Annotated in this window: 11 protein-coding genes; 8 read left to right on the top strand and 3 right to left on the bottom strand. The window is 35.2% G+C overall.

What is annotated here, in order from left to right; translation table 11 throughout:
- Positions 1–246 precede the first annotated feature (246 nt).
- Complete coding sequence (locus DM800_RS10785) at positions 247–1,815, top strand: BCCT family transporter (RefSeq protein ID WP_147786847.1); 1,569 nt, start codon at positions 247–249, stop codon at positions 1,813–1,815.
- A gap of 96 nt (positions 1,816–1,911) precedes the next feature.
- Here DM800_RS10785 and DM800_RS10780 read toward each other — a convergent pair whose 3' ends face one another.
- A complete protein-coding gene (locus DM800_RS10780; RefSeq protein WP_147786846.1) occupies positions 1,912–3,210 on the bottom strand; it encodes an MFS transporter in 1,299 nt (432 codons plus the stop codon).
- Positions 3,211–3,538: 328 nt separating this feature from the next.
- Here DM800_RS10780 and lytS point away from each other — a divergent pair, with 328 nt between their 5' ends.
- The 6 genes from lytS (at position 3,539) to msrB (ending at position 9,747) form a co-directional block, all read left to right on the top strand.
- The gene (lytS, locus tag DM800_RS10775; RefSeq protein ID WP_147786845.1) at positions 3,539–5,308 is read left to right on the top strand and encodes a two-component system sensor histidine kinase LytS; all 1,770 of its coding nucleotides are present in this window, start codon (positions 3,539–3,541) and stop codon (positions 5,306–5,308) included.
- Positions 5,286–6,026, top strand: coding sequence for a LytR/AlgR family response regulator transcription factor (locus tag DM800_RS10770; protein WP_048542820.1), 741 nt, complete (start codon positions 5,286–5,288; stop codon positions 6,024–6,026). Before lytS ends, DM800_RS10770 begins: the two co-directional genes overlap by 23 nt.
- A 133-nt stretch (positions 6,027–6,159) precedes the next feature.
- On the top strand, positions 6,160–6,591 hold the full coding sequence (gene lrgA / locus DM800_RS10765) for an antiholin-like murein hydrolase modulator LrgA (protein ID WP_000104908.1): 432 nt from the start codon (positions 6,160–6,162) through the stop codon (positions 6,589–6,591).
- Between the two features lie 34 nt (positions 6,592–6,625).
- Positions 6,626–7,318 carry an antiholin-like protein LrgB gene (gene lrgB / locus DM800_RS10760; protein WP_000168869.1) on the top strand — a complete coding sequence of 231 codons (693 nt, stop codon included), beginning with the start codon at positions 6,626–6,628 and terminating at the stop codon, positions 7,316–7,318.
- Positions 7,319–7,646: 328 nt separating this feature from the next.
- Complete coding sequence (locus tag DM800_RS10755; RefSeq protein WP_088065075.1) at positions 7,647–8,690, top strand: AI-2E family transporter; 1,044 nt, start codon at positions 7,647–7,649, stop codon at positions 8,688–8,690.
- Between the two features lie 91 nt (positions 8,691–8,781).
- The gene (gene msrB, locus DM800_RS10750; RefSeq protein WP_147786844.1) at positions 8,782–9,747 is read left to right on the top strand and encodes a peptide-methionine (R)-S-oxide reductase MsrB; all 966 of its coding nucleotides are present in this window, start codon (positions 8,782–8,784) and stop codon (positions 9,745–9,747) included.
- 24 nt (positions 9,748–9,771) lie between these two features.
- Here the strand turns inward: msrB and DM800_RS10745 are convergent, their stop codons facing one another.
- Positions 9,772–12,888 carry an efflux RND transporter permease subunit gene (locus DM800_RS10745; RefSeq protein WP_147786843.1) on the bottom strand — a complete coding sequence of 1,039 codons (3,117 nt, stop codon included), beginning with the start codon at positions 12,886–12,888 and terminating at the stop codon, positions 9,772–9,774.
- A gap of 142 nt (positions 12,889–13,030) precedes the next feature.
- Here DM800_RS10745 and DM800_RS10740 point away from each other — a divergent pair, with 142 nt between their 5' ends.
- On the top strand, positions 13,031–13,903 hold the full coding sequence (locus DM800_RS10740; RefSeq protein ID WP_147786842.1) for a TetR/AcrR family transcriptional regulator: 873 nt from the start codon (positions 13,031–13,033) through the stop codon (positions 13,901–13,903).
- Between the two features lie 30 nt (positions 13,904–13,933).
- Here the strand turns inward: DM800_RS10740 and DM800_RS10735 are convergent, their stop codons facing one another.
- A complete protein-coding gene (locus DM800_RS10735; RefSeq protein WP_001170707.1) occupies positions 13,934–14,905 on the bottom strand; it encodes a glycosyltransferase family 2 protein in 972 nt (323 codons plus the stop codon).
- Between the last annotated feature and the right edge of the window lie 6 nt (positions 14,906–14,911).

Raw genomic sequence — 14,911 nt, 5'->3', positions numbered from 1 at the left:
CTTATGTTATAATCAAATTTCTGTTTCGAAGACCTTATAGAAATATAAGGTCTTTTGTTTTGCTTTTTTATGTAATAGGAATAGAAATTTTCTTTTAAATAAGGGATTTAGCATATTTTTAGGGACAACATAAGTGTGTAGAAAATTGATGAATTATTATGCTTATATAATCATTGTGTTTTGGATGTAAACAATAAAACATAATAAAGTTGTTTTTTTAGATTGCTGAGGAAGGAGGAAGTGTAAATGAGAATGAAGAGTCGAAAAACGGATTGGCCTGTATTTCTTATTAGTGGTGGCTCACTTTTATTATTTGTAATTGCAGTTATTTTAAATAAAAGTTACGTAGAGGGAGTCATTAATAGCAGTTTTGCAGCTTCAATTAAATATTTTGGTGCCTTTTGGCAAGTTTTATTAATTGGTACATTTGTTGTTGCAATGTGTATGGCATTTTCGAAATATGGGAGAGTTAAACTTGGGGGGCTAGAAAAACCTGAGATTAGTACGACAAAATGGCTCGCTATTATTATGTCTACATTACTTGCTGGAGGTGGCGTTTTTTGGGCAGCCGCAGAGCCGATGTACCATTTGATGACGGTGCCACCAATACATGAAGGTATAACTGCTGGGACGCAAGAAGCGGTAATGCCTGCTTTAGCACAAAGTTATATGCACTGGGGTTTCCTGGCTTGGACGATTTTAGGTACAATTAGTGCGGTAGTTATGATGTACGGGCATTATCATAAAGATATGCCGTTAAAACCTCGAACGCTTTTATATCCTATCTTTGGGGAGAAATTGCGAAAGAGTTGGCTTGGAACAATGATCGATGTATTTGCCATTATTGCGGTAGCTGCAGGGACGATTGGTCCAATCGGATTTTTAGGACTACAAGCAAGTTATGGGTTACAAGCATTGTTTAACATTCCTGATGTGTTTACTACTCAATTAGCTATTATTGTTTGTGTAGTAGCTGTTTCTACTATATCTGCGGTAACGGGAATTGATAAAGGGATTCAAATTATAAGTAATTTAAATGTTAGGTTAGCAGTTTTATTAATGGTATTCGTATTACTGTTTGGACCAGGTGGATTTATTATCGATTCATTTGTTTCTTCGTTTGGATTTTATATAAATGAATTTATTCCAATGAGCACATATCGTGGTGATACAGCTTGGTTAGGGTCGTGGACAATCTTTTTCTGGGGATGGTTTATTGGATATGGACCGATGATGGCAATTTTAGTGAGCCGAATTTCAAGAGGAAGAACAATCCGAGAAATCATCGTTGCAATTGGAATTATTGCACCTATTATTACAACGTTTTGGTTTACTATACTAGGGGGATCAGGTGTGTTTTATGAGTTAATGAGTCCTGGTTCTATCTCGGTGGCATTAAGTAAATCTGGTATGCCAGCGGCTATGATTGCAATTACAGAGCAACTGCCACTATCTAATATTATTGGACCTGCATTTCTTTTATTAACAATTTTATTTGTAGTAACAACAGGAGATTCAATGGCTTATTCGATTTCAATGGCAGTGACTGGAGATGGAGATCCTAGAATTAGTTTGCGAGTTTTTTGGTCGCTTATTATGGGCGCAGTTGCGGCGATTCTTTTATATATGGGTGAGGGAAGTATTAACGCCTTACAATCCTTCATTGTAGTGACGGCTGTTCCGGTATCTATTCTGTTATTCCCGATGCTATGGCTAGCGCCTAAAGTCGCAGGGGAATTAGCGTTAAAACAAGGTATTGTAAAAGAAGAAGATAAAACTAGCTTCTTGTTCCAAAAAGCTAGTAAATCAAAATAAATAATTGTATTTATATAAAAAGAGGAAGCATTTCATTTGAGATGCTTCCTCTTTGCTATTTATTTAACTACTGTTCATACTCTGTACATTTTCAATCTATTCTAATACTTTATCTTTCGTCTCTGGAACACATAATAACATCGTAACTAAACCGATTGGATAGATAATGAAGATGAGAGATAATGCTCCCATTAAATTACCACCTGCAGCAAGTAAGCCGATAATAACAGGCCCAAATCCAGCTAAACCACGTCCTGTACCGAAAATAAAGTTTTCTGCTGTAGAGCGAGCTTCAGCAGGATAGTTTTCGGCTAAAACTGCCCCGAATCCTCCCATCATGCCATTGGCAAAGAATCCAAGCAGTGCACTTCCCCATAACAATGATGTTGAGTCTGTGAATAAGAAGAAGTAAATGAGACAGTATATAGTACCACCGACATAATAGATTGTAAAAGTTTTACGGCGGCCAATTTTATCGGCTAGAATACCAAAAGTTGCAATTCCAATTAGCATGCCAATTGTAGAGATGAACATCCAACCGCTCGCTTTTGCTAATGTGTAGTTATATTTATTCGCTAAAATAGTTGGCATCCATGTGAAAATTCCATAATATCCGAAGTTCTGGATGAATGACATAATAATAAGACCAATTGTTGTTATCGTTACTTTTTTATTGGCAAATAACTTTCGAAGTGGGAACTTTTTCATTTGCTTTAGTTGTTCTGCCTCGGTAGTTGTTAAATTACCTTCAGCTTCTTTTTGTAACAATTCTTTTTTGTATCGTTGTTTTTGTTCCCATATTTTCGGTTCACTTAAACTTTTGCGGACGTAAACAGCTAATAAAGCGGGAATGAGTCCAAATAAGAAAACAGCTCTCCATCCGAAATGCGGGACGATAAATGCTGGAAGGAGTGAAGCGACTAGTACGCCAAATTGCCATCCAAGTGCAACAACGGATGTCGCCTTAGCGCGCATTTCTTTAGACCATGTTTCAGTTACGATGGCCATTCCAATCCCGAATTCACCACCAACTCCCATTCCAACTAAAAAGCGAAGAATTAATAATTGCCAATAATCTGTTGCGAAATAAATAAGTGCTGTTGCGAGTGAAAATAGTAAGATTGTGAAGGCCATCGTACGGATACGCCCAAATAAATCAGCAATAAATCCAAATAAATAAGACCCGATTAGCATTCCTATTGTGGTAGCTAATGTCAAGTTTCCACCTTCAACAGGGCTCAAATGAAATTCTTTTAAAATGTAGACCAGTACGAAAGATAAGAGCAACATATCTAAACCTTCTGCTGCATATCCTAGCGCAGAACCAAACAATGTTTTATATCTTTTCTCCTTCGTTTCCTCTGTTTTTGATTGTACATCAGTAGTAACGTTCATCATTACTCCTCCTTATTTTCTTCTACAGTCGCTATGGAAGAATAACAAAAGGCCTTCTCACCTGATATGATGAGAAGGCCAAAAAAGCATACGTATCTCTAAAAAAGACCATACGTATAGTATATTCCGACTTCCTTCTCAACCTCACGGGGTTGGGTTAAAGGACTGTATTATATTACTTTATTTTTAGCACTCTTCTATTAGGTTGTCAAATAAAGAGGGGATAGTTATGTGTAAAATATTTCAAAAGATATTGCATTCTTCTTGACGCCCACTTCATTATTTTCCCATAATAAAACTAACTCATATAAAAAGGAATGAATCACAGATGCTAAATTTAGTACTTATGATGATTGAACGTGTCGGACTTATTGTTATTTTAGGATTTTTACTTTCTCATATTAGAACGTTCAGGCGCCTTCTTCATAGACAAGATGGGTATGTAGATAAGCTTAAGCTTATTTGTATTTTTTCAGTGTTTACAATTGTCAGCAATTACACGGGAATTGAAATTGCGGGGAATACAATTATGAATGAAAATTGGCTACAAGGTGTTTCGTCATCTAGTACAATTGCGAATACACGTATTATGGGTGTTGGAATTAGTGGATTGCTTGGTGGTCCTATCGTCGGAATTGGAGTAGGATCGATTGCTGGTATTCACCGTTATATGCTTGGCGGGACGACAGCGCTAAGTTGTGCAATCTCTTCAATTTTAGCAGGTGTTATAACTGGGTATATTGGACACATTTTCAAAAAATATAATCGTGCAATTACGCCTAAATTTTCAGCGGTTTTAAGCGTGTTTATCGTTTCTTTAGAAATGATTATGATCTTATTAATCGTAGAGGATGGAATTAGTATCGTGAAAACAATTGCGATACCTATGATCCTTGTAAATAGTTTCGGAAGTTTTATTTTACTTTCTATGATACAAGCTATTTTGCGCCAGGAAGAAAATGCGAAAGCTCTGCAAACGCATAAAGTATTACGAATTGCTGACAAAACATTGCCATATTTTCGCAGAGGATTAACAGAAGATTCTTGTAAACATGTGGCACAAATTATTCACCGCTTTACGGGAACAGATGCGGTATCCTTAACAGATACAGAAAAAATATTAGCTCACGTTGGATTAGCGTCAGATCATCATATTCCTTCACACAGTTTAATAACAGGTTTATCAAGATCAGTATTAAAAACAGGGAAAATAATGAAAGCGAAATCACGTGAAAGTATTAATTGTCAGCATGAAGGGTGTCCATTACAAGCGGCAGTTGTTATTCCACTAACTTCACATGGGAATACGATAGGAACATTAAAGCTTTATTTTAAAAACTCTAATCAATTAAGTCGTGTGGAAGAAGAGCTAGCGGAAGGGCTAGCAAAAATATTCTCTACACAGCTTGAGTTAGGTGAAGCAGAGTTACAAAGTAAGTTATTGCAAGATGCCGAAATAAAAGCGTTACAAGCACAAATCAATCCGCATTTTTTATTTAATGCGATTAATACCGTATCAGCTTTATGCCGAACAGATGTAGAAAAGGCAAGGAAGTTATTATTGCAGCTTAGCGTGTATTTCCGTTGTAATTTGCAAGGGGCACGTCAGTTGTTGATTCCACTAGAACAAGAATTAAACCATGTACAGGCATACCTATCACTAGAACAAGCAAGATTCCCAAATAAGTATGAAGTAAAGATGTATATTGAGGAAGAGTTAAAGACAACATTAGTACCACCATTTGTTCTTCAACTGTTGGTTGAAAATGCGTTGCGACATGCTTTTCCGAAGAAACAGCCAGTATGCGAAGTAGAAGTGCATGTTTTTGAAAAAGGGGGCATGGTTCACTTCGAAGTAAAAGATAATGGACAAGGAATTGAGGAAGAACGCTTAGAACAATTAGGAAAAATGGTAGTGTCGTCAAAGAAAGGGACTGGAACAGCTTTATATAATATTAATGAACGACTTATCGGGTTATTTGGGAAAGAGACAATGCTTCAAATTGAAAGTGAATTAAATGAGGGGACAGAGATTACTTTTGTTATTCCTAAAAAAATAGGGGAGGAAGAACGGAGTGTTAAAAGTATTAGTAGTTGACGATGAAATGTTAGCACGTGATGAATTGAAGTATTTATTAGAGCAAACGAAAGAAGTAGAGATAATTGGTGAGGCGGATTGTGTAGAGGATGCATTAGAGGAATTAATGAAAAACAAACCAGATATTGTTTTCCTAGACATTCAGCTATCTGATGATAACGGATTTGAAATCGCAAATATATTAAAGAAGATGAAAAATCCCCCTGCAATTGTGTTTGCTACTGCCTATGATCAATATGCGCTGCAAGCATTTGAAGTAGACGCGTTAGACTACATTTTAAAACCATTTGATGAAGAACGTATCGTACAGACATTAAAGAAATATAAAAAGCAAAAACAAATAAAATTAGAAACAAATCAAGAGGTAAAGAGTGTAGACGTAACGACCGAGATGCATAAATTAGCATTACCAATTGAAGAATCGATTGTACTCGTGAATATTGAAGATATTATATATGTAGGACTTGTGGACGGAAAAGTGACAGTAAAAACAATGAGAGAAACGTATGTAACACACGATACACTTGTAATTTTGGAAAAGAAGTTGCCACAAGCAAGTTTTATGCGTGTCCATCGCAGTTTTATTGCAAATATTAATCATATTACGGAAATACAACCATGGTTCAATTCTACATATAATTTAATTATGAAAGAAGGATCAAAAGTACCTGTTAGCCGTACATATGCAAAAGAACTCAAAAAGCTACTTCGTATTTAAGAAGTAGCTTTTTGCATTTCATCTGCCTATTTTTGTAACTAATTTTGTATATTTGACGTTCCGCTATGCAAACGCTTACAGTTTTGTTTTTATCTTATACAATAAAGGTACCAAATCGAAAGAGGTGGCCAAAATGAGTACGAAAAAAGTATATAGTTTCTTATCACAAGCATTCATATTTTCAGCTATTATGTTAGTTTCTAATATTATTGCAACGCATTTACCAATTCCGATGCCTTCATCGGTGATCGGATTAGTTATTTTATTTAGCCTATTATGTTTAAAAGTTATTAAATTGGAACAAGTTGAATCACTCGGAACGGCTTTAACAGGTATTATCGGATTCCTTTTCGTTCCATCAGGTATTTCGGTTATTAATTCTCTCGGTGTAATGGGACAATATTTTGTACAAATTTTAACTGTAATTGTTGTCGCAACAATTATTTTACTCGCTGTAACAGGATTATTTGCACAATTTATTTTAGGAAAAGACGATAAAGAAATAGAAGATACGAAAGAATTGAAAGTAGTAAATAAAGGACGCAAGCACGGAAAAGTTGCGTAACCAATTTAGTATATATTGCTAGGAGGGAATGAACATGGCAAGCACAATGACTCCATATTTCGGAATCGTCGTTTCATTAATCGCATACGGAATCGGAACATTATTATTTAAGCATTCAAAAGGATTCTTCTTATTCACACCATTATTCGTAGCGATGGTATTAGGGATTGTCTTTCTAAAAGTAGGTAACTTTACTTTTGAAGAATATAATACTGGCGGAAAAATGATTAGCTTCTTCTTAGAACCAGCAACAATCGCGTTTGCAATTCCATTATATAAACAAGTGGATAAGTTAAAAAAATATTGGTGGCAAATTTTATCGGCTATCGTGGTTGGATCTATTTGCTCAGTAATTGTCGTGTTTATTGTTGCAAAAGCAATTGGTTTAGATACAGCAGTAATGAATTCAATGTTACCACAAGCAGCAACAACAGCAATTGCATTACCAATCTCTGAAAGTATTGGTGGTATACCAGCAATTACATCGTTTGCAGTTATTTTTAACGCAGTTATTGTATACGCATTAGGAGCATTATTCTTAAAAACATTTAGAGTAAAACATCCAATTGCAAAAGGTTTAGCACTTGGAACAGCAGGTCACGCATTAGGAGTGGCAGTAGGAATTGAAATGGGTGAAGTAGAGGCAGCTATGGCAAGTATTGCTGTAACAGTAGTTGGGGTTGTAACTGTAGTTGTCATACCGATGTTTATGCCATTCATTGGATAGTAAAACTTACTTAAAAAAACGAGAAAAGCAAGCTATTTGTAGGACAGATTTCTACTGATAGCTTGCTTTTTATGTTACAGTAGTGGTAAGACCTATGTTAATAAAATGTAAGTTTCCTTAAATCTTCATTAATACTGTGTAGAATACGTTTTGAATTAGGTCATTGTATTGTAAAATAAGAAGTAAGCTACTATAGGATCTGCTAAGAGAGATCTATAATAAGCTTATAAAAATCTTTATATGAATGAATAATTAAAGGTAGAGAAGAGAGAAAAAATCTACTTATTAACGTTTTACTTTATAGGACAGGAGAGAGTACTCGTCGATTATGCAAATAAAAAACCTGTTTCAAAGCAAAGGATTTCAGAGGTTTCTCGTATTAGTAATACTTGCTCTCGTGTTATACGGGCTGCAAAGTATGTTGAATTTAATTTTAATTACGTTTATTCTCACATATTTAATGGATCGATTCCAAAAGTTTATTTCTCGCAAATTAGATCATTTCATGCCCATTAACCGAAAAATTATTATAGCGTTTCTATATGTAATGTTAATTGGTGGAATTGCTATTACGCTATTTAAATATTTACCAGTATTAACGATACAAATTTCACAATTGATTTATCAATTTAACGTATTTTTAAGAAACCCACCGGATAGTGAATTAATTAAGTATGCAGTTAATGCTGTCAATCATATGGAACTTTCGAAATATGTAGGACAAGGCGTTGACATTTTGTATAAATCGATTACGAATGTTGGGAAATTTGGCCTTCAAGTGTTACTTTCTTTAATTTTAAGTTTATTTTTCTTATTGGAGAAAGCTCGGATCGTTGCTTTTACTGCAAAATTTAAAGAAAGCCGACTTGCAATTTTCTATACTGAAATTGAGTACTTCGGTAAGAAATTTGCACGTTCATTCGGAAAAGTAATCGAAGCACAATTTTTAATTGCAGTTGTTAACTGTGTTTTATCCGTTATTGCACTATGGATATTAGGATTCCCGCAATTATTAGGTTTAGCGTTAATGATCTTCTTACTCGGTTTAATTCCAGTAGCTGGGGTTATCATTTCGTTATTCCCGCTTTGTATGATTGCTTACAATATTGGCGGTATTATGTACGTTGTTTATATTTTAATTATCGTAACAGTAATTCATGCGCTTGAAAGTTACGTGTTAAATCCGAAGTTCATGTCGCAAAAAACAAACTTACCGATCTTCTATACATTTATGGTATTAATCTTCTCAGAACACTTCTTAGGTGTATGGGGATTAATTATCGGTATTCCAATCTTCATTTTCTTATTAGATGTCTTAGATGTGACAAGTGATGAAATAGAGAATGAAGCCAGAAAAAATAAGGTGAAGTAAAGAAAAAGCATCGATGTTCGATGCTTTTTCTTTTATAACATGATGTTTTTTATGCCATACTGTAAGCAGAAGATAGAATAGGGGTGAAATAATGGCTGTAAATGAAAAGGTAGAGTTAGCTACATTTGCTGGAGGGTGCTTCTGGTGTATGGTTTCGCCATTTGAAGAGATGGAAGGAATTATAAAGGTTGTTTCTGGTTATACAGGTGGTCATAAAGAGAGTCCAACATATAAAGAAGTATGTTCAGAAACGACGGGACATTATGAGGCAGTACAAATTACATTTGATGCAAATAAAATGCCGTATGAAGAGTTATTAAATATATATTGGAGACAAATTGATCCGACTGATATAGGAGGACAATTTCACGATCGTGGACAGTCTTACGAAACAGTAATTTTTTATCACAATGAAGAACAACATAAAAAAGCAGAGGCTTCAAAAGAAGAGCTTGCAAGGAGTGGACGCTTTTCAAAACCAATTGCTACAAAAATATTACCAGCAGCTACGTTTTATCCAGCTGAAGACTATCACCAAGGATATCATAAGAAAAATACATTCCGCTATGAGTTATACCGTAAAGGATCGGGACGAGATGCTTTTATTAAACAACATTGGCCAAAAGATAATACTCATTTAAAAGAAAAACTCAATGAGATGCAGTTTTATGTAACACAGGAAAATGGAACTGAGCCACCCTTTCAAAATGAATATTGGAATCATAAAGAAGAAGGACTTTATGTAGATATCGTCTCAGGTGAACCGCTATTTACTTCTTTAGATAAATTTGATAGCGGGTGTGGATGGCCTAGCTTTACGAAGCCAGTTATGTCAGCAAGTGTGAAAGAAAAAATGGATGTCAGTCATAATATGACGCGTACGGAAGTGAGAAGCAAAGAGGGAGATTCACATCTAGGCCATGTATTCCCGGATGGCCCAGGACCAAATGGTCTTCGTTACTGTATTAATTCCGCAGCCCTTCGATTTATCCGAAAAGAGGAATTAGAGAAAGAAGGATATGGTGATTTTTTAGTCGTATTTGGGAATAAAAAATAACCTCGCAATTAGCGAGGTTATTTTTTATTTTACTTTTTTCTTTTTGAACTTGCTTAATACTTCATAAACGATTGGAACAATAAGAAGTGTTAATAACGTTGAACTTGTTAATCCACCAATTACTGTTACACCAAGTCCTTTAGAAATTAAGCCGCTACCTTCAAATCCTAATGCAAGTGGGATAAGAGCACCGATTGTTGCAATTGCAGTCATTAAAATAGGGCGAAGGCGTGTAGCACCAGCCTCTAATAAAGCTTCACGTGTTGATAGACCTTCATTTTCTTTATGAATAACACGGTCGATAAGCACGATTGCGTTTGTTACAACGATACCGATTAACATAAGTGCACCAATCATTGCAGAGACACTTAACGTTTCACCAGAGATTAATAAGGCAACAAGAGCTCCGATAATTGTGAATGGTAGCGAGAATAAAATTGCGAATGGTGCAAGGGCACCGCCAAATGTAACGACAAGAACGAAGTATACAATGGCAATCGCAGCTAACATCGCTAAGCCAAGTTGCTTGAATGATTCTTCAATATCTTTTGTAACACCGCCCATAGAAACATCTACACCGGAAGGAAGATCCATTTTATCTACTTCTTTTTGAACAGCGGCAGATGCTTTTGAAACGTCATCAGATGTTAGTTTTGCACTTACTTCTGCATAAAAACGGCCATCGCGGTGTTTCACTGTATTCGAAGTTTCTCCTTCTTTTACAGTCATAACATCTTTCACAGCCACTTCAGTACCAAGTGGCGTTGTAATTTTACGATTTGTTAAGTCATCGATTGTTGCATAATTTTGTTTTTCAGCTTCGACATATACGTTGACATCTTTACCGTCTTTTTTTATTGTTGTCAGAACAGGTCGATCATGTTGATTAGAAAGTCCCATTCCGATTTGTGCAGCTGTTAGACCCATTTTACTTAGTTTTTCCTGATCTGCGACTAAAGTGTACTCTGCATACGTTTTTGCAATACTAGAGTCAATATCCTTTAAGTCTTTATTTTTCTTCATGATATTTTGAATATCTTTGACAATAGGTTTAATGTCTTCCGAGCTATCTCCGTAAACGTATAGTTTAATTTCATTACTACCGCCACTCGCTCCGAAGTCTTGGTTTTTCCATTCGCCTTTTCCAGACATCTTCTGTAAATCTTTAACGACTTGCTCTTTTTCTTTTTCGAAGTTTTTCGTGTCGTTATCATATTGCACGAAGAACATTGCTTGATTTGATTGACCAGGACTCATTGGGTTTTCGCCACCTAATGAGAATTGAATTGTTTTGACGTCTTTATTATCTTGGAAGTGCTTCTCAGCTTTCGTTGCAATTTTTTCAACATCTTCTAACGTTTGACCTGGTTCAGGGTTGTACGTTGTAATGATCATTTTTTCTTCTTCAGATGGTAAGAAACTTACACCGATAATTGGCACAAGTGCAAGACTACCAACTAATAGAAGGACAGCAATGCTTGATGTGATGATTTTATGATTTAAAGCCCATGCAAGTATGCGTTTATACCCGTTTGCTAATTTACTTGGTTTTTCTTCATGATGTACTTCTTTTTCCCTCATGCTCTCTTTTTTAAATAAAGAGTGAGCTAACATCGGCACGATTGTAACTGCTACTAGTAACGATGCTAATAAAGCGAAGACGATAGTTAAGGCAAATGGTAAGAACATTTCACCAATCATACCTTTTACTAGTCCAAGCGGTAAGAATACAGCAATTGTTACAATGGTAGAAGACATAATTGGGATAAACATTTCCTTCGTAGCTTCACGAATTAAATCTTTTCCGCGCAGTTTCTCTTCTGATAACGACATTCGTCGGTAAATATTTTCAATAACAACAATGGAGTCATCAACAACGCGTCCAATAGCGACTGTCATTGCTCCAAGTGTCATAATATTAAGCGTAATATCCATTTGTTTTATGACTAATACAGCAATTAATAAAGAAAGTGGTATGGAAACGACAGAGATTAATGTTGTTCGGATATTTCGTAGGAACAGCATAATAATAACAATCGCAAATATAGCACCAAAAATAGCTTTGCTCAGCATTGTTTCTACTGATTTCTCAATCGGTGCACCTTGGTCGAATGTTGAAATAATCTCTAAGTCTTTATATTTTTTCTCAAGGTCTTTTACTTTATCTTTCACTGCATTTACAACATCAACAGTATTCGCGTCAGCAGCTTTCACAATTTGAATTCCAATTGCTTCTTTTCCATTTGTTCGAGAAATAGATTCTGCTTTTCCGACTTCTTTAATGTCAGCAATTTCATCTAATGTAACTGTCGGAATCCCGTTCATAGCCGCTGGATTCATTTGCGGTGTTTGTGTACCAGCTCCAGCGTTTTGACTACCTTGACCGCTCGGTGATGAAGGTATAGCTGGGATCTTTAATTCTTTTAATGCTTTCATTGTTGTAATATTTCCATCTACAACAACTGATTTTTCTGTGTCTTTAAATGTATATAAGCCAAGTGGTAAAGATACGTCCGATCCTTTAATTACATTTTTTACAGTATCTTCACTTAAACCTAATTCTTTCATCTTATCTTTCTTGAAGACAAGTTGTACTTGATCTACTTGTTGACCTGAAATTTGAACAGATGCGACCCCATCAAGTCCTTTTAATCCGGGAACAACATTTTTTTCTACATTTTCAGTTAAGGCAGCTAAAGATTCATTTTTACTTGCTACGCTTAACGAAATAACTGGAAAGGCATTGAAGTTTACACGTGAAACTTTCGGGTCTTTTACACCTTCTGGGAGTTTCACATTTGTGAGAGCTTCTTTAATTTCTGTTTCAGCTTTTTCCATATTTTTATCAAAATCATATTCTACCTGAATAGAAGATGCGTTTTGAAAAGATGATGAACTAACAACGTTTACACCACTTAAGTTTTGTAGTTGCTCTTCCATCGGTTTTGAAACTTTGTCAGCTACTTCTTCTGGTGTAGCACCAGGATAAACCGTAGTTACTGTTACAACAGGTGTTGTAATGTCAGGAATTGTTTCCAGCTTCATGTTCAGCCCAGAATAAATACCTGCAATGGTAACAATAATGGTTAGTAGCCAAACTGCGAACTTATTTTTTAACGAGAAATTAATGATTTTGTTCATGTTTGCGCTCCCTTTGTATTGTATTGACCAACTGGTCAGTCTAATACATAATATAACTGACTGATTGGTCAGTCGTCAATGAAAAGGGATGGTATAATAAATTCATAATAAGATGCGAGATTAAATTTAGGAGAGACATGATATGAAAGAAAAAGAGCGCTTAATTATAGAGATGGCTATGAAGTTATTTGCGACTAAGGGTGTAAATGCGACATCAGTACAGGAAATTGTGACAGCTTGTGGCATATCTAAGGGAGCTTTCTATTTATACTTTAAATCGAAAGATGAGCTTTTATTAGCAACACTTCGATATTACTATGACAAGATTCAAAATAAAATGCTGGATATTGAAAATGAATCGTTATTGCCGCGTGAAAAATTTGCAAAGCAATTGCGTTGTCAGTTTAACGATATACAAAAGCATAAAGAATTTATTATTATGCATGCGAGGGAAAATGCTATACCTTTTAATAAAGAAGTAGAAGAGTTTATGATGAGGATGAAGTTAGAGTCTCACGCATTTTATCGGAATAGTTTATTGTCTATTTATGGTGAAAAGGTTATGCCTTATTTATTAGATTTAGTCATTATGGTAGAAGGTATATGCCGTGGATATTTAGAACTAATCATTTTACAAGCACCAGAAATTGACTTATCTTACGTTTCTGCATTTATTTTGAAAAGAGTAGATGATTTAGTAGATGGATTGGTAAAATCTTCGGAAGAACCTGTGTTACATGAAGAAAAGCTTGGGGAATTTCTTTGCAAATCAGAGCTTATTAAGGAGCAGGTTAAGGAACACTTTTTAAAAGAAATTATTGTTTTTAAACGCACATTAGCTGATCAACTAGAAGATGAGGAATTGCTTGTTACATTAGATGTTTTGGAGGCAGAAATGAGATTGCAAAATCCAAGGATACCGGTCATTCAAGGAATGTTATCTAATTTAGAGATATATCCAAATTTAAAAGAATTTCGTTTGAGGATTATGGGGTATTACAATATAAAAAGGTAACAATGATGGTTTTCATTGTTACCTTTTTTATTATGCATTCACTTTTTCTTTTGTTTGTGTAGTCTCTTCTTGCTCAATATTGATTGTTTCTTTTACGATATAAATCGGACGGTTTTTACTCTCGTCATAAATACGAGCAATATATTGGCCAACGATTCCTAGACCAAGTAACTGAATACCGCTAAAGAATGTAATAGCAACCATAATAGATGCCCAACCTGTTTGCGTACCAGTGCCAATAATTTTTACAGTAATTGTATATAGTAAGACGATTATTGAAATAAGAACTGATAATAAGCCTAAAGTCATAACGATACGTAATGGTTTTGTTGAAAATGCAATAATGCCATCTGATGCAAATTTAATCATTTTCTTTAATGGATATTTTGTTTCACCAGCAAAGCGCTCATCGCGTTCATATTCAACATACGTTTGACGGAAGCCAACCCAAGACATCATACCGCGGATGAAGCGATTTCGTTCAGTCATTTGATTGAAAACATCAGCTACTTTGCGATCGATGATTCGGAAATCACCAGTATCTTTTGGGATATCGATATCAGACATGTAGTTTAAGAATTTATAGAAATATTTAGCTGTTAAAAGTTTAAACCAAGTTTCACCTTTACGTTGTTTACGTTTCGCATAAACAACTTCATATCCTTCTTCCCATTTTGCAATAAGTTCAGGAATAACTTCAGGTGGATCTTGTAAGTCTGCATCGATAATTACAATAGCGTCACCTTTTGCAGCAGCAATACCAGCTGTAACGGCTATTTGGTGTCCAAAATTACGTGCAAAATTAACGATTTTTGTACGGTAATCATTTGCTGCAATCTCAGATAAGATTTCCATTGTACGGTCTGTGCTACCGTCGTTTACAAAGACAAACTCGTAATTAATATCATTTTGAAGCATAACGGACTTTAAACGGTTATAACATTCTTGTGCTACTTCTTCCTCGAAGTACATAGGAACTACAACCGAAATTAATTTTTGCATGTTGTA

It is taken from the genome of Bacillus sp. AY18-3 (assembly GCF_008042305.1).
Taxonomy (GTDB): domain Bacteria; phylum Bacillota; class Bacilli; order Bacillales; family Bacillaceae_G; genus Bacillus_A; species Bacillus_A wiedmannii.
This window is presented reverse-complemented; position numbering and strand designations above follow the sequence as displayed.